Below are 18845 nucleotides of genomic sequence, written 5' to 3'. Positions count from 1 at the left end.
GATAGACTGGCACGCATGTTCTCCAAGGTGAGTGGCCCTGTACGGCTCGCGGACCGGGTCGCGGCGATCCTCTCGGAGGAGATCGAGTCCGGCCGTCTGGCCGAGGGCGACAAGCTCCCGACCGAGGTCGAGTTGGTGAAGCAGCTCGGCGTCAGCCGTACGGTGATCCGCGAGGCCGTGTCCCGGCTGCGCAGCGCCGGGCTGGTCGAACCCCGGCAGGGCCGCGGCGTGTTCGTCATGCCGCGGCGCACCCGCCCGCTCGACCTGGAGGCGGACGGCGAGGGCTCCGGCACCAAGGCCAAGGTCCTGAAGATCGTGGAGGTCCGTCGCGCCATGGAGGGCGAGGCGGCCTCCCTCGCCGCGACCCGCGCCACCCCGGCCGACATCGAGCGGATGCGGCAGGCCCTGACGGCGATCGACGAGGCCGTGGCCGCGGGCGGCGACGGGGTGGACGAGGACCTGGCGTTCCATCGGTCGATCGCCGAGTCCACGGGCAACGAGGTGATGGTCTCCACGGTCCGCTACCTCGGCGAGGTGCTGCGCAGCGGCATCCGCGTCACCCGCGCCAACGAGGCCCGCAGGGACGACTTCAACGAGGCGGTCCGGGTCGAGCACCACGCGATCCTCACGGCCATCGAGTCCGGCGACGCCCGCGCCGCCCGCGCCGCGGTCCGCCGCCACATGAAGCACGCGGCCTCCCGCCTGCAGGACGCGGACGACGGCTTCTGGACGGAGACGGACGACCTGGACGTGGACCTGGACGCCAAGTCCTGAGCCCCACCCCTCGGCGACGACACCGCGCCCCGCACGTCAACTCGACGTGCGGGGCGCGGTGTTGTGCGTGCCGGGTACGGGGCGGTCAGCGGTGGATGTCCGCCCCCGGACCGAGCGGCAGGTCCAGGCCGTAGAAGAGGCCGAGGACCGCGAGCCAGGCGATCAGGAACGGGACGACGAACACCGAGAGCCGGGAGAGGACCGTGCCGAGCTGGGCGCTCGGCTCGTAGCGGCGCAGGATCGTCAGCATCAGGAAGACGTACGGGTTGAGCGGCGTGATCATCTGCGTCGCGGAGTCACCGATGCGGAACGCGGCCTGGGTGATGGCCGGTTCCATGCCGAGCAGCATGAACGCCGGGACGAAGACCGGCGCGACGAGCGACCACAGGGCCGAGCCCGAGGTGACGAAGAGGTTCAGGACGCAGACCAGGAGCACGAAGAGGACGAGCCCCGTGAAGCCGGTGAGGCCTGCGGACTCCAGCAGTTCGGCCCCGTTCACGGCGAGCAGCGTGCCCACGTTGGACCAGTCGAAGACGCCGATGACCTGCGAGATCACCAGGATGAGGACGATGTAGCCGGACATGCCGGTGATGGACTCGGCCATCATCCGCGGGGCGTCCTCGGCGCGCTTGAGGGTGCCGACCGTACGGCCGTAGACGACGCCGGCGATCACGAACGCGAGGAACAGCAGCGGCACGATGCCGTTCAGGACCGGCGACGGGACGAGCGCGCCGCCCTCGCCGCGCAGCGGGGAGCCGGGCAGCAGCCAGCAGGTCACCACGACGGCGGCGTAGAGCAGCACGGCGAGCCCGGCGTGGAGCAGGCCCTTGCGCTGGCGTGCTGTGACGGTCACGGAAGGCGCGCCGTCCGCTTCCGGTGCGCCCTCGTTCTCGTCCGCCTCCGCCGCCGGGTCGGGCTGCGGCAGCCGCGGTTCGAGTACGCGGGAGATCAACAGGCCGCCGATCAGGGCGAGTACGCAGCTGGCGGAGGCGGTGAAGAAGTAGTTGACGAGGATGTGCGTGGGCGCACTCTCGCCGCCGGGGAGCACGGCCGCGGCCTGCTGGGTGATGCCGACGTAGAGGGCGTCGAGCGCGCCGACGGAGAACCCGGCGGCGTATCCGGCGCAGACGCAGGCGAAGCCGCCGATGAGTCCGGCGATCGGGTTGCGCCCCGCGTTCTTGAACGCGAGGGCGGCGAGCGGCGGGATGACGAGGATCGCGACATCGCTCATCAGGTGTGCCTGGCAGGCCACGAACGCGACGAGATAGGGAAGCAGCCGCTTCGGGGCCCGCGCGATGGACGCCCGTACGGCGGTCTCCAGGAGCCCGGTCTTCTCGGCGACGCCGACCGCGGCCATCATCAACAGGACGGTGCCGAGGGACGGGAAGCCCGTGAAGTTCGGGATGAAGTTCTCAAGGAGCCAGCGGACGCCCTCCCCCGTGAACAGCCCCTTCACGGCGAGGGTTTCGTTCTCGCCGGGCACGGTGACGGTGGCGCCGTACGCCGCGAGGACGGTGGATACGGTGCCGATGATCAGGAACAGGCCGACGAACAGCAGCACCGGGTGCGGCAGTTTGTTGCCCGCCCGCTCGATGCCGTTCATGACCTTGTCGAGCAAGGTGGGCTTGGCCGGGCCGCCCGCGGGCGTCCGGGCCGGGGTGACCGAGGTGCTCATCCGGCTGCTCCTTCCGTTGGCTCTCCGTCGGCCTGTGCGAGGCCGAGGGTGTCCTTGCGCACGGCGCCGCGCTGGGCGACGAGCAGGACGTTCGCGGGGTCGGCGAGGACCGACACGTCGGCGAGCGGGTCGCCTTCGCAGAGCACGAGGTCGCCCTGCTTTCCGGCTTCGAGGGTGCCCAACTCGTCGGCGAGGCCGAGGAGTTCGGCGGCGTGCCGGGTGCCCGCCTCGATGGCCGCCGCGGGGCTCATGCCGAGCGAGACGAGGTGGGCGAGCTCGCGCAGGTTGCGGCCGTGCGGCACCATCGCGGCGTCGGTGCCGAGGGCGATGCGCAGGCCGTCGGCGATGGCGGCGGAGATGTTCTCGCGGGTGATGCCGGACCAGCGGACCTTCTTCTCGTAGTGGAAGGGCTGCATGGTCGCCTTGTCGATGCCGTCGAAGACGGTGGACAGGGTGGGCACCACGAACGTGCCGTGCTCGCCTGCGAGTTCACGGGCCTGGGCGGTCATCCCGTAGCCGTGCTCGACGCTGGTGACGCCGCCGCGGATGGCGTTGAGGATGCCCGCCGTGCCCTGGGCGTGCGCCGCGACGGGGCGGCCGCCGTGCCGGGCGACCTCGTCGACGACGGTGCGGATCTCCTCGACGGTGAGGCCCTCGTCGTCGGGCTGGTCGTACGGGCTGCTCATGCCGCCGGTCGCGCAGAGTTTGATCACGTCGGCGCCGGAGCGGAGCAACCGCCGTACGGCGACGCGTACTTCGTCGGGGGTGTCGGCGATCTCGCCCATGCCGGAGCTGGGGTCGAAGCCGCAGTCCGTGTGGAAGTCGGCGTGGCCGCCGGTGTGGCTGAGGATGCGGACGGCGGTGTGCAGGCGGGGGCCGACGGTGAGCCCGGCCGCGACCGCGTCGCGGTATCCGGCGGGCAGTCCGCCGAGGTCGCGGGCGGTGGTGATGCCCGCGTCGAGGGTGATCCGCAGCCGCTCGGCGGTACGGAACGTCTCGACCGTCGGGTCCGACTCGTGCCGCCTGACCATCTGCCGGGCGGACTCCACGGCGAGGTGGACATGGGTGTCGATGAAGCCGGGCAGCACGGTGCGGCCGGCGGCGTCCACGGTGCGGGCGCGGGCGGGCGCGGCGGGGGCCGTGGCGGCGGGGCCCGCGTGGACGATCGTGCCGGTCTCGTCGATGTCGATCACGGCGTCCTCGACGGGGCCGGCGCCGGTGCCGTCGACGAGGCGGGCCCGGACGATGCGCAGGGAGGAGAACTGTGCGTGGCTCATGGCGGACGATCGTCGGTTTACGGGACGGCATGCAGGTAAAATCGCCGGAATCCGTCACTCGGCCACCCCTTCACGCAGGATTCGGCACCCCTCATGGAGACGCAGCGAACGCACACGGAGCCGGACAGGGCGCACACCCTGGACGAGCTCGACCTGGCGATCGTGCACGCCCTGCAGATCCAGCCGCGCATCCCGTGGGTGCGGGCCGGCGAGGTCCTGGACGTGGACCCGGTGACGGTGGCCCGGCGCTGGGAGCGGATGGTGCGCACGGGCATGGCCTGGGTCGACGGCTATCTGTCCCCCGGCAACGACGACGGGGTGTACGCGCAGATCGAGATCGACATGGACGGGCGGCCCAGCGAGGACACCATCGGGCTGCTCGCCCGCGACACCTGCGTACTGAGCCTCAAGCAGACCTCCGGGGGCCGCGACCTGCTCGCGATCGTCGGCGCCGCGGACCTGGACGGCCTGGCCCGGCTCGCGGGCGAGCGGATCTCGCAGCTGCCGGGCGTACGGGCGGTGCGCAGCCACGTCATGACGGCGACGCCGTTCGAGGGCGCCTCGTGGCGGCTGCGCAGCCTCACCCGGCGGCAGCGGCAGGAGCTGGCCGTGGAGCGCCCGAACCTGCCGCAGGAGCCGCTGCGCCCGCTCGACCGCCGGATCGCCCTCGCGCTCGGCGCGGACGGGCGGATGCCGCTGACGGAGCTCGCCGAGACCGTGGAGGCGTCCACGGCGACGGTGCGGCGCCGGCTCCGCGTCCTCACGTCCACGGGCCGGCTCTCGCTGCGCTGCGCGCTCGCCCGGCCGCTGACGGGCTTCCCGATCTCGGTGGTGTACTTCGGCTCGGTGCCGGCCCAGCACCTGGACGAGACGGTGAGCGCGCTGCGTACGCTGCCCGGCCTCAGGATGTGCAGCATCACCGCGGGCGCGCACAACCTGGTCCTGGACATCTGGCTGCCCGACCTCGCCGACGTGCACACCACGGAGGCTCTGGTGAACCGCCGCCTGGCCCATCTCGACCTGCGCATCACGGAGCGGGCGGTGGTCCTGCGCACCGTCAAGCACGTGGGCCGCATCCTGGACCGCAAGGGCCGCAGTGTGGGGTCGGCGCCGCTCAACTACTGGGACAAGTAAGGGAGTCCAGAGCCGTCGAGTTCCTACTCCTTCGCCGGGTAGGCGATGCGTGCGGTGATCGCGGCGATCCTGCCGGCCGACTGCTCCGGATCCGCGGCCGGTTGGACGATGTGGCTGACGGTGAGCCGGACGATCGTCTCGACGGCGAGGCTGCGGGAGGCCGCGTCGACCTCGGGCCAGGTGTCGGCCGCGTACGCGTCGAGCATGGCGGTGGCGGTGTCGAAGACCGGCTCGGGGCGGGTGGTGAGGTAGGCGAGCAGCTCGTCGTCCTGGCCGCCGCGGGCCGCCGTGAGCACGGAGCGGATCAGCGGGTTGGCGTCGGCGCGATGCAGTACGAAGCCGACGCCCGCGGCGGCCGCGGCCTCCAACGAGTCGCGGTGGGCGTCGAGTTGCTCCTGGATGCCGAGCAGGAACCGCTCCGCCTCGCGCTCGACGAGGGCGAGGCCGATGGCGCTCTTGGGGTTCGTGCCGAATTCGTTGTAGACGGTCTGGCGGCTGCATCCGGCGCCGCGGGCGACGGGCGCGACCCGCAGCCGCGCCCAGCCCTCCTCGGTGACCAGCCGATACGCGGCGTCCAGGATCTGCTCCCGGAGCAGGGTGCGGACAGCTTGCCGAAAGCGCGTCATGGTGCCCCAACTCTAGCTGTCCCAGAGCCTGTTACAGCTGTTGACACTTCCCTGACGAACTGTCTAACTGCTGGACGGGAATCGCGCCGGACGTAACTCACTCCCCCAGGCGCAGCCCACCCACCCCCGCACGGTGCAACCCACCCACAAGGAGGGCGTGACATGGCCGGCACGACGGGGATCCCGGAGCCCGACTGGCGGGATCCCAAGCGGTACCTCTGGCTTCTGGGTCTGATCATCCCGGCGTTCCCGTTCATCGCCTGGGGCCTCGTCGCCGCCACCGGCCAGGGCCTCTTCTGGTGGACCGGCGTCGTGGTGCTCTACGTGATCTTCCCGGTGATCGACCAGCTGATCGGCAAGGACGCGGCCAACCCGCCGGAGAGCGCGCTCGCCTGGCTGGAGCAGGACCGCTACTACCGCTGGTGCACCTTCCTCTACCTGCCGCTGCAGTACGCGGGCCTGGTCCTCGGCTGCTGGCTGCTCACCCGCGGCGACCTGGGGCTCGCGGACCGGATCGGCCTGACGATCACGCTCGGCGGGGTGGCGGGCATCGCCATCAACACCGCGCACGAACTGGGCCACAAGAAGGAGCAGTTGGAGCGCTGGCTGTCCAAGGTGGCGTTGGCGCAGACGCTGTACGGGCACTTCTTCATCGAGCACAACCGCGGCCACCACGTCCGCGTCGCCACCCCCGAGGACCCGGCGAGCGCCCGCCTCGGCGAGAGCTTCTGGCGCTTCCTGCCGCGCACGGTGTACGGAAGTCTCCGCTCGGCGTGGGGACTTGAGCGCCGCCGGATGGAGCGGCGCGGCAAGAGCCCGTGGTCGCCGCGGAACGATGTCCTGAACGCCTGGGCGATGTCGCTCGTGCTCTTCGGGGCGCTGGTCGCGGCGTTCGGCGTCGAGGTGCTCCCGTACCTCCTGGTGCAGGCCGTGTTCGGCTTCAGCCTTCTGGAGGTCATCAACTACACCGAGCACTACGGCCTGTTGCGGGCCACCACCTCCGCCGGGCGGTACGAGCGCTGCGCGCCCCGGCACAGCTGGAACAGCAACAACGTCGCCTCCAACGTGTTCCTCTACCACCTGCAGCGGCACAGCGACCACCACGCCAACCCGGTCCGCCGCTACCAGGCCCTGCGCCACTTCGACGAGGCGCCCGAACTGCCCACCGGGTACGCGGGGATGATCGTGCTCGCCTACTTCCCGCCGCTGTGGCGCCGCGTGATGGACCACCGGGTGCGCGCCCACTACGACGGCGACCTGTCGCGCGCCAACGTCCAGCCCGGCAAGCGCGCACGGTACGGGGTGACCGCGTGAGCCGATTCCGCTGCCCCGTCTGCGACTTCGTGTACGAGGAGGCGGCCGGTGCGCCCCGCGAGGGCTTCCCGGCCGGCACGCCGTGGGCGGAGGTGCCCGACGACTGGCCGTGCCCGGACTGCGGGGTGCGCGAGAAGACGGACTTCGAGGAGCTGTAGTCCAGCCTGGTTTCCATGCCGGAAAACATTCAGTTGCCATGCCGGAAAGTCACCCGTACTCTTTCCGGCGTGGAAACCGACAAGGACACCCCCGAGCGCCCCGACTCCGAAGCGACACAGCCCACTTCGGAGGAACCCACCCCAGAGGAGCCCACTTCGGAGGAGCCCGCCTCCGAGGAGCCCACTCCCGAAGAGGCACTCCCCTCTCCCGCCGAAGCCAGCACCGCGCTCGCCGACGCGGTGCGCGTGAAGCAGGAGATACAGGCCCGCTCCGCCACCCCTTGGCCCCTCTGGTTCGCGACGGTCCTCACCGCGTACGTCGCGCTCTTCCCCTTCGCCTACGGCGGGATGCTGAGCGACCGCGAGTGGCTGCTCCCGAACTCGGCCTGGGCCGTGACCCTGGGCGTGTCGACCCTGCTCTACCTGGGCCTCTTCACGTACGTCGGCGCCGCCTGGCGCCGCCGCACAGGCGTCGCGCTGCGGTTCGACGTCCTGCCCAGGAAGGTGACCGTGCCGCTGACGATCGGCCTGCCGGTCCTGCTCATGGGCTCGGCCTGGGCGTTCAAGGCCACCGCGCAGCCACTCTGGCTGATCGCCGCCTCGGTCGCGGCCGCCGCCGTCTCGATCGCCTTCCACCTGCTCTTCGTACGACTGCACCGCAAGGTCTCCCCGGCCTCCTACGCCACGGCATGATGAACGGCTTCGACCACCTCATCCACGCCCCGAACCGGCTGCGCATCTGCGCGCTCCTGGAGGCGGCGGGCGAGGCCGAGTTCGCGGTCCTGCAGGAGCAACTCGACCTGTCCGCCTCGGTGTTGAGCAAGCACACCGGCACGCTCATCGACGCGGGATACGTGGAACAGCGCAAGGCGGTGCGCGACACCCGGCAGCGGGTGTGGCTGCGCCTGACCCCGGCGGGCCGCAGGGCGTACGCGGGGCACCTGGCGGCGCTCAGGGAGATCGTGGGCGAGTGACGCGGCGGTCGGCGTCTCGTATCCCAGATATCCGGGCACGAGCCCGGGACCGGCGCCACCCCCGGACGTAATCTCCCGGTATGGCCCCTGTCCCCGCCGCAGCCCAAGTCCTCGCCATCCTCCGTTACCTCGCCGGTCAGGCGGGCCCCGTGCCCGCCGCCGCGATCAGCCGTGACGTGGGAGTGCCCCGCTCGACCACGTACCACCTGCTCGACACCCTGGCCCGCGAGGGCTTCGTCGTGCACCTGCCGGAGGAGCGGCGGTACGGGCTCGGCGTCGGCGCCTTCGAGCTCGGCTCCGGCTACAGCCGCCAGGCCCCCTTCCAGCGCCTGGCCCGCGTGCCGCTCGCGAAGCTCGTCGACCGTACGGGCCACAACGCGCACCTCGCCGTCCTGCACGGCCGCGAGGTCATCTACGTCATCGAGGAGCGCGCACCCGGCCGGGCACCGCTCGTCACCGAGGTCGGGGTGCGGCTGCCCGCGCATCTGACCGCGAGCGGGCGCGCCGTCCTCGCCGGGCTCCCGCAGGCGCAGGTGCGTGCCCTGTTCCCCGACGCCTCCGCGTTCGTGCTGCGCAACGAGGTGGGTCCCGGCTCCCTGACCGCGCTGCGGCAACTCCTCGTGGAGGCGCGGCGGCGCGGGTACGCCACGGAGGACGGCGAGGTGACGACCGGCTTCGCCTCGGTGGCCGCGGCGGTCCTCGACCACCAGGCACACCCGGTGGCCGGGGTGGCCGTCACGTTCCCCGTCGCGGAGGTCGGCCCGGAGGAGCAGCAGCGCATCGCGGCCCAAGTCTCCCGTACCGCGGAGCAGTTGAGCCGGAGGATCGGCGGCAGCGCAGGCGCCTGACCCGCCCCGCCCCGCCCCGTAATCCCGTACTCCCGTACTCCCGTATACGAAAGGACCCCTCCCGCCACCGGGTGATCGGTGGCGGGAGGGGTCCTCGGTTCGACGGACCGGCCGAGCGGGCGCCGGTCAGCCGGGAGACACCCCGAGGGGTGTCAGCCGAGCTTGCCGGTGACGGACTCGGCGGCGGCGAGGGCACGGCCCTCGGCCACGTACTGCACGGCGAACTCGATCTCCGGGGCGAGGTACCGGTCGGTGCCGGGGCCCTCGACGTGCTCGCGCAGGCCCGCGACGACGGCCGCGGTGGCGGGCGACGGCGTGAGCGGGGCGCGCAGGTCGAGCGCACGGGCCGCGGTGAGGATCTCCACGGCGACCACGCGGGTCAGGCCGTCGATGGCGCGACGCAGCTTGCGGGCGGCGGCCCAGCCCATGGACACGTGGTCCTCCTGCATGGCGCTGGAGGGGATCGAGTCCACGGAGGCGGGGGCGGCGAGCCGCTTGAGCTCGGAGACGATGCCGGCCTGCGTGTACTGGGCGATCATGTGGCCCGAGTCGACGCCGGGGTCGTCGGCGAGGAACGCGTTCAGGCCGTGGTTGCGGGCCACGTCCAGGAAGCGGTCCGTACGGCGCTCGGAGAGCGAGGCGAGGTCGGCCACGGAGATCGCGAGGAAGTCCAGGACGGCGGCCACGGGAGCGCCGTGGAAGTTGCCGTTGGACTCGACGCGGCCGTCGGGGGTGACGACCGGGTTGTCGATGGCACTGGCCAGCTCGCGGTCGGCGACGGTCTCGGCGTGCGCGAGGGTGTCACGGGCGGTGCCGTGCACCTGCGGGGTGCAGCGCAGCGAGTACGCGTCCTGGACACGGGTGCACTCGGGGCCGCGGTGGCTGGCGACGATCGCCGAGTCGGCGAGCAGCGCCGTCAGGTTGGCGGCGCTGGAGGCCTGGCCGGGATGCGGGCGCAGGGCCTGCAGGTCGGCGGCGAAGACGCGGTCGGTGCCGAGCTGGCCCTCGACGCTCATCGCGGCGGCGATGTCGGCGGTACGCAGCAGCATCCGCAGGTCGGCGGCGGCCATGACGAGCTGGCCGAGCATGCCGTCGGTGCCGTTGATGAGGGCCAGGCCCTCCTTCTCGTGCAGCGTGACCGGGGTGAGCCCGGCGGCGGCGAGCGCGTCGGCGGCGGGCATCAGCTCACCGTCGGCGTTGCGCACCTGGCCCTCGCCCATGACGGCGAGCGCACAGTGGGCGAGCGGGGCGAGGTCGCCGGAGCAGCCGAGCGAGCCGTACTCGTGGACGACCGGGGTGATGCCGGCGTTGAGCAGGTCCGCGTAGGCCTGCGCGGTCTCGGGGCGGACACCGGTGCGGCCGGTGGCCAGCGTCGAGAGGCGGAGGAGCATGAGGGCGCGGACGACCTCGCGCTCGACCTCGGGGCCGGAGCCGGCCGCGTGGGAGCGGACGAGGCTGCGCTGCAGCTGGGCGCGCAGGTCGAGCGGGATGTGACGGGTGGCGAGGGCACCGAAGCCGGTGGAGACGCCGTAGTGCGGGACCACGTCGTCGGCGAGGTTCTCGATGACCTGACGGCTCTTGGAGATCTCGCCGAGCGCTTCGTGGCTGAGGGTCAAGCGGGCCCCGTGCCGGGCGACGGACACGACATCGGCGGCGGAGAGGGGGCCGACCCCCACGGAGATTTCGTTCATAGGTCAATCAAGCCTGAGGACAGGGGGCTTTCGGCAGGGGGTCGCAAGGGGTTCCTGTCTGGGATCCCAGACGATTGCCCTCCGGCAAACGAGGACCGGCGGCACCGCGCGCTCGCGGTACCGCCGGTCTTTTTTCCCCTCCCCGCCCCTTCCCGAAAGCCCTGCGGACAGCCCCGGGGGCTCCGCCCCCAAACCCCCGCTCCCCGGGGCTCCGCCGCCCCAGACCCCGCCGGGGCTGCCGCCCCGGAACCCCACCACGGGGCTACTCCCCGGAACCCCATCGTCGGGGGCCAGCCCCCGAACCCCCCGCTCCTCAAACGCCGGAGAGGCTGAATCTGCCCCCTGCCCCTCGAATGCCGGGGGCTGGTCTTTTGCGGAGTCGGGCGAGGTTCTGCGAGCTGAGGCGGGATTCAGCCCCGGCAGGGGCTGGCTTTTCAGGGGCGCGGGGAACCGCGCGACCAACCACCACGGCGCAGCAGTCGAATGACGGCCGGAGTCCGGGGCGCAGCCCCCGGCAGGGGCGCAGGGAACTGCGCGACCAGCCACCACGGCGCAAGCACCCGAACAACAACCGGAGCTGGGGGCGAAGCCCCCGACGAGGGGCGCGGGGAACTGCGCGACCAGCCACGACGGCGGGAAAGCCGAACGACAACCCGGGGCACGGGGCGAAGCCCCGAAGCGGGGCCCAGGGGCGGCAGCCCCGGACAGAGGCGCGGGGCGCAGCCCCGGGCAGGGACACGGGGGGCTCAGCCCCGGGCAAAGGCGCGGGGGCGGCAGCCGCCGGGACGGGGGTCCGGGGGCCGCCGCCCCCGGGTGGCCGTCCGCTGAGGACTTCGGGAAGGGCGGGGAGGGGAGAAGAGCGCTAGCTCCGGGCCCCAGCCTCCACCGGCTCGGGAACCTCAGCCTCCACCGAGGCCGCCGCCGCGTCCGCCTTCCGCAGGCCGGGCCGTACGAACAGGTAGAACACTGTGGTCATCAGGGCCAGCCACACGCCGCCGACGATCAGGGCGATCCGGCTGTCCTCGGAGAAGCCGAGGAGCACGACCACACCGGCCATGAAGACGATGGTGATGATCTGCCCGTACGGCCAGAACGGGGCCGGGTACTTGAGCTCCGCGACCTCCTGCGGGGTCATCCTGCGGCGGGCGGCGACCTGCGAGAGCAGGATCATCAGCCAGACCCAGACGGTCGCGAAGGTCGCGATCGAGGCGATGACGAGGAAGATCCGCTCGGGCATCAGGTAGTTGAGCACCACGCCGAGGAGCAGGGAGCCGATCATGATGCCGACGGTCATCGTGGGCACGCCGTTGGCGGAGACCTTGCGCATGACCTTGGGGGCCTGGCCGCGCTCGGCCATGCCGTACATGATCCGGCCGGCGGCGAAGATGTCGCTGTTGATGGCGGAGAGCGCCGCGATGATCACGACGAGGTTCAGCACGCCGGCGGCGGCGGTGACGCCGAGCCCGGCGAAGATCTCCACGAACGGGCTGCCCTCGGCGCCGATGTGCTTCCACGGGTCGAGCGACATCAGCACGGCGAGCGTCAGGACGTAGAACAGGATGATGCGCACGGGGATGGAGTTGACGGCCTTCGGGATCGTCTTCTCCGGGTCCTGGGCCTCACCGGCCGTGACGCCGATGATCTCGGTGCCGCCGAAGGCGAACATCACCACGGCGAAGGAGAGCACCAGGCCCTGCACGCCGTTGGGCAGGAAGCCGCCGTGGCTCCACAGGTTGGAGATGCTGGCGCCGTTGTCGCCGCCGATGCCGAAGACGAGGATGGCGAGACCGCCGAGGATCATCGCGACGATGGCGACGACCTTGGCGAAGGAGAGCCAGAACTCCAGCTCACCGAAGACCTTCACGCTGAACAGGTTCATGACGCCGATGACGGCGACGGCCGCGAGCAGCCAGATCCAGCGGGGCACGTCCGGGAACCAGAAGCCCATGTAGAGCCCGAGGGCGGTGATGTCGGCCAGACAGACGACGATCATCTCCAGGGCGTACGTCCAGCCCGTGAGGAAGCCGGGCAGCCGACCGAGGTATTTTGTTGCATATTCGCCGAACGATCCGGCGCACGGACTGCTCACCGCCATCTCGCCCAGCGAGCGCAGCACGAGGAAGACCGCGGCGCCACCGATCAGGTAGGCCAGGAGGACACCGGGTCCGGCCGCCTTGATCGACTCCGATGAGCCGTAGAAGAGACCGGTTCCGATGGCGGAGCCCAGGGCGATGAAGCGTATGTGCCGGGACTTGAGCCCGCGCTGCAGGGACGACGAGGTGTCGGTGGTCAAGAAACTGCCTCCTTGGAACGACCGTGTTCCGGACGAGGTGGCGGGGTTGGTGGCGTTGAATCATGGGCGGGCCGGACTCGGCGGCCTCCAGCGCATCCCGCAATGACGGATCGCAATAGCGAAGGCCCTTGTATATGCCTGTATATACAAGGGCGTCAAGAGGTGGACCAGTGAGTGAACGGGATACGACGTCGAGCGCCTCGCCCGCCGTCGGGCGCGCTTTGGACATTCTGCTGCATCTCGCCGGACGCTCCGGCCCGGTGCAGGCCGCGGCCCTCGCGCGCGAGCTCGGCATCCCCCGCTCGTCGGCGTACCACATCCTCACCGTCCTGGTGGATCGCGGCTTCGTCACGTACCTGCCCAAGGAGCAGGCGTACGGGCTCGGGGTCGCGTCCTTCGAGATCGGCTCGGCCTATCTGCGGCACGAGCCCCTGGAGCGGCTCGCGCATCCCATCCTGCGCAGCGCCGCCGCACGGCTCGGGCAGACCGTGCACCTGGGCATCGTGCACGGCGCGGAGACGGTGTACCTGCTCAAGGAGCGCCCGCCGTCGGGCCGTTCCGGCGAGGCTGACCTGGCGCTCGTGACCGACGTCGGCGTACGGCTCCCCGCCCACCTCACGGCCAACGGCCGGGCCGTCCTCGCGCACTCCTCGCCGGCCCAGCTGCGCGCCCTCTTCCCGCGCCAGTCGAACCTGATCACGCGTACGGGCAAGGGGCCGCGCTCGCTCGCCGAGCTGATCGACCTGCTCGCCACCGACCGGGAGCGCGGCTGGTCGGAGGAGGTCGAGCTGGTCTCGGAGGGGTTCAGGTCGCTCGGCGTCGCCGCGTTCGACCACAACGAACGGCCCGTCGCCGCGCTCAGCTCCACCTGGCAGCGGCACTACAGCAAGCACTCGCCGGACGAGGTGCGCGAGGTCCTGGAGCACGCCGCGACCCGGCTCACGGCCGCGATGTCCGGCCGCCGACCCGCGACGGGTACGCGGCTCAGTGCGCGTCGAACGACCCCTCAAGGCGGTAGCGCGAACCGGGGTGCATCAGCCGGGCCACGCTGACCGCCGCCTCCCCCGACCAGGTGCGGCGATGGATGAGCAGGCAGGGCTCGGACGGACCGATGCCGAGGATCTCGCACTCCTCGGCCGACGGAAGCACCGCCTCCACGATGTGCTCGCCCCGGCCCAGCGGCGCGACCTCGGACAGGAACGCGTACGGCGTCCCGGCCGTGAAGTCCTGCTCCAGATAGCCCGGCGCGAAGTCCGGGTGCACGAAGCGGTCCTCCAGCTGGACCGGGGCGCCGTCCTCCAGGTGCACCACCCGGGAGCGGAACGCGCTGCGCCGCCCGTCGAGCCCCAGCTGGGCGCTGACCTCCGGGTCCGGCAGCTCCTCGCGCAGGGACAGCACCCGCGCGGTGTGCTCGTGGCCCCGGCCCTTGATCTCGTCGGCGATGTTGTGCACCTCGACCAGGGCCGAGCTGCTCTTGCGGCGCCCCACGAACGTGCCCACGCCCATCACGCGGCGCAGCAGGCCCTCGGCGCTCAGCTCGCGCAGGGCGCGGTTGACCGTCATCCGGGACAGGCCGAGGGACTCCACGAACTGGTTCTCCGAGGGCAGCGCCTCGCCCTCGCGCCAGCGCCCGCCCGCGATCTCCCCCGCCACCAGGTCCTTGACCCGCTGATAGGCGGGGGCAGAGCCCGGCTCCTGCTCCGCGTAGAGCCTGGCGATCTGATCCGCACTCACGACCAAGCCGTCCACCGTCCTCGTCCCCCATCGGTCCGACGTGCCGCTTTCCCGAAGATTCACCGGAAGTCTAGGCGAGCGGGCTTTTCCAGCTCAGGCCGCCTGGAGCAAGGCCTCGGAGCCGCTACGGGAGAGCCCGCGCGACGGAAGGCGTTCTCGGATCCGAGAACTTCGCGCCCGTTCGCTGGATCGGGGCTTGCGCTCGGCCTGTCATGGAGCAAGCGGGCCTCGTGCCGCAAGCAGCCGCGTACCGACATACCGGCGTGCCGGCACGTGCCCGCGCCCCTCATCAGCACCTCCGCAGCACCTCCGTAAGCAACCTGGAGAGAACATGACCGGCGTTTCCCCCGATGCCCGCCAGATCCGCGCACCCCGCGGCAGCGAACTCACCTGCCTCGGCTGGCAGCAGGAGGGCGCCCTGCGCATGCTCATGAACAACCTCGACCCGGAGGTCGCCGAGCACCCCGAGGACCTCGTGGTCTACGGCGGCACCGGCAAGGCCGCCCGCAACTGGGAGGCGTACGACGCGATCGTCCGCACCCTGAAGACGCTCAAGGACGACGAGACGATGCTCGTGCAGTCCGGCAAGCCGGTCGGCGTCATGCGCACCAGCGAGTGGGCGCCGCGCGTGCTCATCGCCAACTCCAACCTGGTCGGCGACTGGGCGAGCTGGGAGGAGTTCCGCTCCCTGGAGGCCCGCGGCCTCACCATGTACGGCCAGATGACCGCCGGTTCGTGGATCTACATCGGCAGCCAGGGCATCCTCCAGGGCACCTACGAGACCTTCGGCGCGGTCGCCCGCAAGAAGTTCGACGGCACCCTCGCCGGCACCATCACCCTCACCGCCGGCGTCGGCGGCATGGGCGGCGCGCAGCCGCTGGCCGTGACGATGAACGACGGTGTCGCGATCTGCGTCGACGTCGACGAGACCCGCATCGACCGCCGCATCGGCACCCGCTACCTGGACGTCAAGGCCGACAACCTGGACCACGCCCTGGAGCTGGCGGTCAAGGCCCGCGACGAGCGCCGCGGCCTGTCCATCGGCGTCGTCGGCAACGCCGCGGAGATCTTCCCGGAGCTGCTGCAGCGCAAGGCCCCGATCGACATCGTCACCGACCAGACCTCCGCCCACGACCCGCTGGCCTACCTGCCCGTCGGGATCTCGGTCGAGGACTGGGACAAGGAGCGCGAGGCCGACCCGGCCGGTTTCACGGAGAAGTCCCGCCAGTCGATGCGGCTGCACGTCGAGGCGATGGTCGGCTTCCTGGACGCCGGCGCCGAGGTCTTCGACTACGGCAACTCGATCCGCGACGAGGCCCGCAAGGCCGGCTACGACCGCGCCTTCGACTTCCCCGGCTTCGTCCCGGCGCACATCCGCCCGCTGTTCGAGGAGGGCCTCGGCCCGTTCCGCTGGGCCGCCCTGTCCGGCGACCCCAAGGACATCGAGGCCACCGACAAGGCGATCAAGGAGCTGTTCCCGGAGAACAAGCACCTGCACCGCTGGCTGGACATGGCCGCCGAGCGCGTCTCCTTCGAGGGCCTGCCGGCCCGTATCTGCTGGCTCGGCTACGGCGAGCGCCACCGCGCCGGCCTGAAGTTCAACGAGATGGTCGCCAACGGCGAGCTGTCCGCCCCCGTCGCTATCGGCCGCGACCACCTGGACTCCGGCTCCGTCGCGTCCCCGTACCGCGAGACCGAGGCCATGCTCGACGGCTCCGACGCGATCGCCGACTGGCCGCTGCTCAACGCCCTCGTCAACACCTCGTCGGGCGCCTCCTGGGTCTCGATCCACCACGGCGGCGGCGTCGGCATGGGCCGCTCCATCCACGCCGGCCAGGTCTGCATCGCCGACGGCACCGAGCTGGCCGCGCAGAAGCTGTCCCGCGTCCTCACCAACGACCCGGGCATGGGCGTCATCCGGCACGTCGACGCCGGTTACGACCACGCGAGCGACGTGGCCCGCGAGCGCGGCGTGCGCGTCCCGATGGCCGAGGGCGACGCCAAGTGAGCACCTCCCTCGCTGTTCCCGTCGACTCGGCCGCGCAGCCCTGGCGCGGCCGGGACGACGGTCCCGGTGACGCCCACCTGCGCTGGCACCACGTCGTCACGACCGAGGCCGACAGGCCCGGCCCGTGGGACGCCGCGTTCGTCGGCTTCCGCAGCGACGAGGGCGTACGCCGCAACAAGGGTCGCCAGGGCGCGGCGAACGGTCCGCGCGAGCTGCGCGCCGCCCTCGCCTCGATGGCGCTCCCGACGCGGCTCACCGCCCTCGACGCCGGTGACGTCCAAGTCGCCGACGAGGACCTGGAGTCGGGCCACCGCCGCCTCGGCGACGCCGTGGCCGCGCTGCTCGACAGCGACTCCCCCGTGATCGTCCTCGGCGGCGGCCACGAGGTGGCGTACGGCACGTACCTCGGGCTGCGCGACAGCGCCGTCGTACGGTCCGGCGGACGGCTCGCCGTGCTCAACCTCGATGCGCACTTCGACCTGCGCGACGACGTCCGGCCCAGCTCGGGAACGCCGTTCCTGCAGATGGCGCGGGGCGAGGAGGAGCTCGGCCGGCGGCTCAACTACCAGGTTCTGGGCGTGAGTCAGCCGAGCAACACCGAGCACCTGTTCCGTACGGCGGACTCGCTCGGCGTGCGCTACCTGCGGGACATCGAGTGCGGGCTGCTCGACGTCGCCGAGGTGGACGCGTTCACCGACGCGTTCGTCGACAGCGGTGACGTGCTGCACCTGAGCATCGACCTCGACGTGCTGCCCGCCGCGGTGGCGCCCGGGGTCAGCGCCCCGGCCGCGCACGGCGTGCAGATGGAGATCGTGGAGCGGGTCTGCGCCAGGATCGCGGCGAGCGGGAAGCCGCTGGTCGTGGACGTGGCGGAGCTCAACCCCGACCTCGATGTCGACCACCGCACCGCCCGCGCCGGCGCCCGTCTGGTGCACCGCATCCTGACGTCGCGTCACGCGGCGCTCACCGCCGGAGCCTGAGGGGCTCCACCACAGCTGGTCGCCGGGCCGCGTAGCAGAGGACAGCCGCGGCCCGGCGACCCAACCAACCACTTCCCTCACGTCCGGGTGTCCCTCACACACACGGACTACCGGGGCCGGGCGTGTGCGGCGCCCGGCCCCGCTCTTATGACCAGCGCTTTCGCTCTCCGGCGCGGACGGGCGACGCCCGTTCGGCGGCCTCGGCCGAAATGCTGACGCACCGGCGCGCCGCGTTCCATGAGAGCGCGGCGCGGTCAGGCAGCCGACGCATCCGTGACGACGGCCCGCGCCGGGAAGTGGGGTTCCACATGCGTCCTGCACACCTGCTCGGCTCCCTCGCCCTCTCCTCCCTCGCCGTCGTCGGCGTCGCCGGGGCGGCCGTGGCGGACGAGCAGCCGTCCCTGTCCATCACACCGAGCCCCGGCCGGCCGGGCGGAACCGTCGTGGTCTCCCTCTCCGGCGGCTGCTCCGCCTCGTCGGCGACCGCCACGTCCGACGCGTTCACCGGCAGCGTGCCGCTCTCCAAGGGCTCCGCCGGGGTCTACACCGGCAACGCCACGATCCGGTCGAACGCCACCCCCGGCAACCACACCGTCGACGTCGACTGCCCCGGCGGCGCGACGTCCACCTTCACGATCCGCATCGCGTCAGCGTCCCCGACCAGCTCGCCGACACCGACCGGCGTACGGGGCGGGCTGGGCGGTGCGCAGGGCGGCACGACCTCCACGGACATCGCGATCGGCGTCGGCATGGTGGCGCTCGCGGGCGCGGGGACGGTGCTGGTCCTTCGCCGCCGGGCGCGCGCGAACGCCTGAACTCCCGTACCCCTGGGCGGTGTTGGCTCCGCCCCCTGGGGCTGGGGCTGGGGTTGTACTTGTGGTTATTCCTGTGGCTGTGCTTGTGCCTGTGGCCGTGCTTGTTCCTGTGGCTGTGCCTCGCAACCCCGTTGCAACGTGCCGGGGTGTGCACTGGCGGCATGGTTGACGAACCCCGCGTGGAGCTGACCCCCGCGGCCGCCGAACTGGTGCGGCGGCTGCGGGCGGACCACGGACCGCTGATGTTCCACCAGTCCGGCGGCTGCTGCGACGGCAGTGCGCCGATGTGCTTCCCGGAGGGCGAGTTCCGGACCGGGGACTCCGATGTGCGGCTCGCCTCGCTGCGGGTGGAGGGGGTGCCGGAGGCTGTCGGGTTCTGGATGTCGAAGAGTCAGTACGAGGTGTGGAGCCATACGCGGTTGGTGGTGGATGTCGTGCCGGGGCGCGGCAGTGGGTTCTCCCTTGAGGCGCCGGAGGGGGTGCGGTTTCTGATCCGGTCGCGGGTGGTGGGCGGGTAGCGGCGCGCGGGGCCTTTTCCTTTTCC

The 18845-nt window shown here is 71.8% G+C and carries 18 protein-coding genes; 12 read left to right on the top strand and 6 right to left on the bottom strand.

Annotation, left to right across the window (positions count from 1 at the left end):
• The first annotated feature begins 15 nt into the window (after window positions 1-15).
• On the top strand, window positions 16-774 hold the full coding sequence (locus tag QIS96_RS20925) for a FadR/GntR family transcriptional regulator (RefSeq protein ID WP_282544188.1): 759 nt from the start codon (window positions 16-18) through the stop codon (window positions 772-774).
• 85 nt (window positions 775-859) lie between these two features.
• Here QIS96_RS20925 and QIS96_RS20920 read toward each other — a convergent pair whose 3' ends face one another.
• Both QIS96_RS20920 and QIS96_RS20915 read right to left on the bottom strand, forming a co-directional pair.
• On the bottom strand, window positions 860-2449 hold the full coding sequence (locus tag QIS96_RS20920) for an AbgT family transporter (protein WP_282544187.1): 1590 nt from the start codon (window positions 2447-2449) through the stop codon (window positions 860-862).
• Window positions 2446-3726 carry a metal-dependent hydrolase family protein gene (locus QIS96_RS20915; protein ID WP_282544186.1) on the bottom strand — a complete coding sequence of 427 codons (1281 nt, stop codon included), beginning with the start codon at window positions 3724-3726 and terminating at the stop codon, window positions 2446-2448. The genes QIS96_RS20920 and QIS96_RS20915 overlap by 4 nt, the downstream gene beginning before the upstream one ends.
• Before the next feature lie 93 nt (window positions 3727-3819).
• On the opposite strand from QIS96_RS20915, the gene QIS96_RS20910 reads away from it, so the two are divergent.
• On the top strand, window positions 3820-4860 hold the full coding sequence (locus QIS96_RS20910) for an Lrp/AsnC family transcriptional regulator (protein WP_282544185.1): 1041 nt from the start codon (window positions 3820-3822) through the stop codon (window positions 4858-4860).
• 23 nt (window positions 4861-4883) lie between these two features.
• On the opposite strand, the gene QIS96_RS20905 is transcribed toward QIS96_RS20910, so the two are convergent.
• Entirely contained in the window at window positions 4884-5486 is a 603-nt protein-coding gene (locus QIS96_RS20905; protein ID WP_282544184.1) for a TetR/AcrR family transcriptional regulator, read from the bottom strand.
• 162 nt (window positions 5487-5648) lie between these two features.
• On the opposite strand from QIS96_RS20905, the gene QIS96_RS20900 reads away from it, so the two are divergent.
• From QIS96_RS20900 to QIS96_RS20880, 5 genes are all read left to right on the top strand, one after another.
• On the top strand, window positions 5649-6800 hold the full coding sequence (locus QIS96_RS20900) for an alkane 1-monooxygenase (RefSeq protein ID WP_282544183.1): 1152 nt from the start codon (window positions 5649-5651) through the stop codon (window positions 6798-6800).
• Window positions 6797-6958, top strand: a complete 162-nt coding sequence (locus QIS96_RS20895) for a rubredoxin (protein WP_282544182.1) — start codon at window positions 6797-6799, stop codon at window positions 6956-6958. The genes QIS96_RS20900 and QIS96_RS20895 overlap by 4 nt, the downstream gene beginning before the upstream one ends.
• Before the next feature lie 69 nt (window positions 6959-7027).
• Window positions 7028-7651, top strand: a complete 624-nt coding sequence (locus QIS96_RS20890) for a Rossmann-fold NAD(P)-binding domain-containing protein (protein ID WP_282544181.1) — start codon at window positions 7028-7030, stop codon at window positions 7649-7651.
• Window positions 7648-7932, top strand: coding sequence for a transcriptional regulator (locus QIS96_RS20885; protein WP_282544180.1), 285 nt, complete (start codon window positions 7648-7650; stop codon window positions 7930-7932). The genes QIS96_RS20890 and QIS96_RS20885 overlap by 4 nt, the downstream gene beginning before the upstream one ends.
• An 80-nt stretch (window positions 7933-8012) precedes the next feature.
• Window positions 8013-8780: an IclR family transcriptional regulator gene (locus tag QIS96_RS20880; RefSeq protein WP_282544179.1), complete on the top strand. Its 768-nt coding sequence runs from the start codon at window positions 8013-8015 to the stop codon at window positions 8778-8780.
• A 152-nt stretch (window positions 8781-8932) separates the two neighbouring features.
• On the opposite strand, the gene hutH is transcribed toward QIS96_RS20880, so the two are convergent.
• Complete coding sequence (gene hutH, locus QIS96_RS20875) at window positions 8933-10471, bottom strand: histidine ammonia-lyase (protein WP_282544178.1); 1539 nt, start codon at window positions 10469-10471, stop codon at window positions 8933-8935.
• Between the two features lie 862 nt (window positions 10472-11333).
• A complete protein-coding gene (locus QIS96_RS20870) occupies window positions 11334-12764 on the bottom strand; it encodes an amino acid permease (RefSeq protein WP_282544177.1) in 1431 nt (476 codons plus the stop codon).
• A gap of 170 nt (window positions 12765-12934) precedes the next feature.
• Here QIS96_RS20870 and QIS96_RS20865 point away from each other — a divergent pair, with 170 nt between their 5' ends.
• A complete protein-coding gene (locus QIS96_RS20865; protein WP_282544176.1) occupies window positions 12935-13816 on the top strand; it encodes an IclR family transcriptional regulator in 882 nt (293 codons plus the stop codon).
• On the opposite strand, the gene hutC is transcribed toward QIS96_RS20865, so the two are convergent.
• Entirely contained in the window at window positions 13749-14498 is a 750-nt protein-coding gene (gene hutC, locus QIS96_RS20860) for a histidine utilization repressor (RefSeq protein WP_282544175.1), read from the bottom strand. The genes QIS96_RS20865 and hutC overlap by 68 nt on opposite strands.
• A 331-nt stretch (window positions 14499-14829) precedes the next feature.
• On the opposite strand from hutC, the gene hutU reads away from it, so the two are divergent.
• The 4 genes from hutU to QIS96_RS20840 all read left to right on the top strand — a co-directional run bounded on the left by hutU (window position 14830) and on the right by QIS96_RS20840 (window position 18819).
• Entirely contained in the window at window positions 14830-16506 is a 1677-nt protein-coding gene (gene hutU, locus QIS96_RS20855; RefSeq protein WP_282544174.1) for a urocanate hydratase, read from the top strand.
• Window positions 16503-17486: a formimidoylglutamase gene (gene hutG / locus QIS96_RS20850; protein WP_282544173.1), complete on the top strand. Its 984-nt coding sequence runs from the start codon at window positions 16503-16505 to the stop codon at window positions 17484-17486. The genes hutU and hutG overlap by 4 nt, the downstream gene beginning before the upstream one ends.
• A gap of 308 nt (window positions 17487-17794) precedes the next feature.
• A complete protein-coding gene (locus tag QIS96_RS20845; RefSeq protein WP_282544172.1) occupies window positions 17795-18301 on the top strand; it encodes a hypothetical protein in 507 nt (168 codons plus the stop codon).
• Between the two features lie 161 nt (window positions 18302-18462).
• The gene (locus tag QIS96_RS20840) at window positions 18463-18819 is read left to right on the top strand and encodes a DUF779 domain-containing protein (protein WP_282544171.1); all 357 of its coding nucleotides are present in this window, start codon (window positions 18463-18465) and stop codon (window positions 18817-18819) included.
• The last annotated feature ends 26 nt before the right edge of the window (window positions 18820-18845 follow it).

The sequence above is a fragment of the Streptomyces cavernicola genome (assembly GCF_029968035.1).
Lineage (GTDB): Bacteria > Actinomycetota > Actinomycetes > Streptomycetales > Streptomycetaceae > Streptomyces > Streptomyces cavernicola.
Note: the sequence above shows the minus strand (reverse complement) of the source record. Positions and strands in the feature narration are given on the sequence as shown.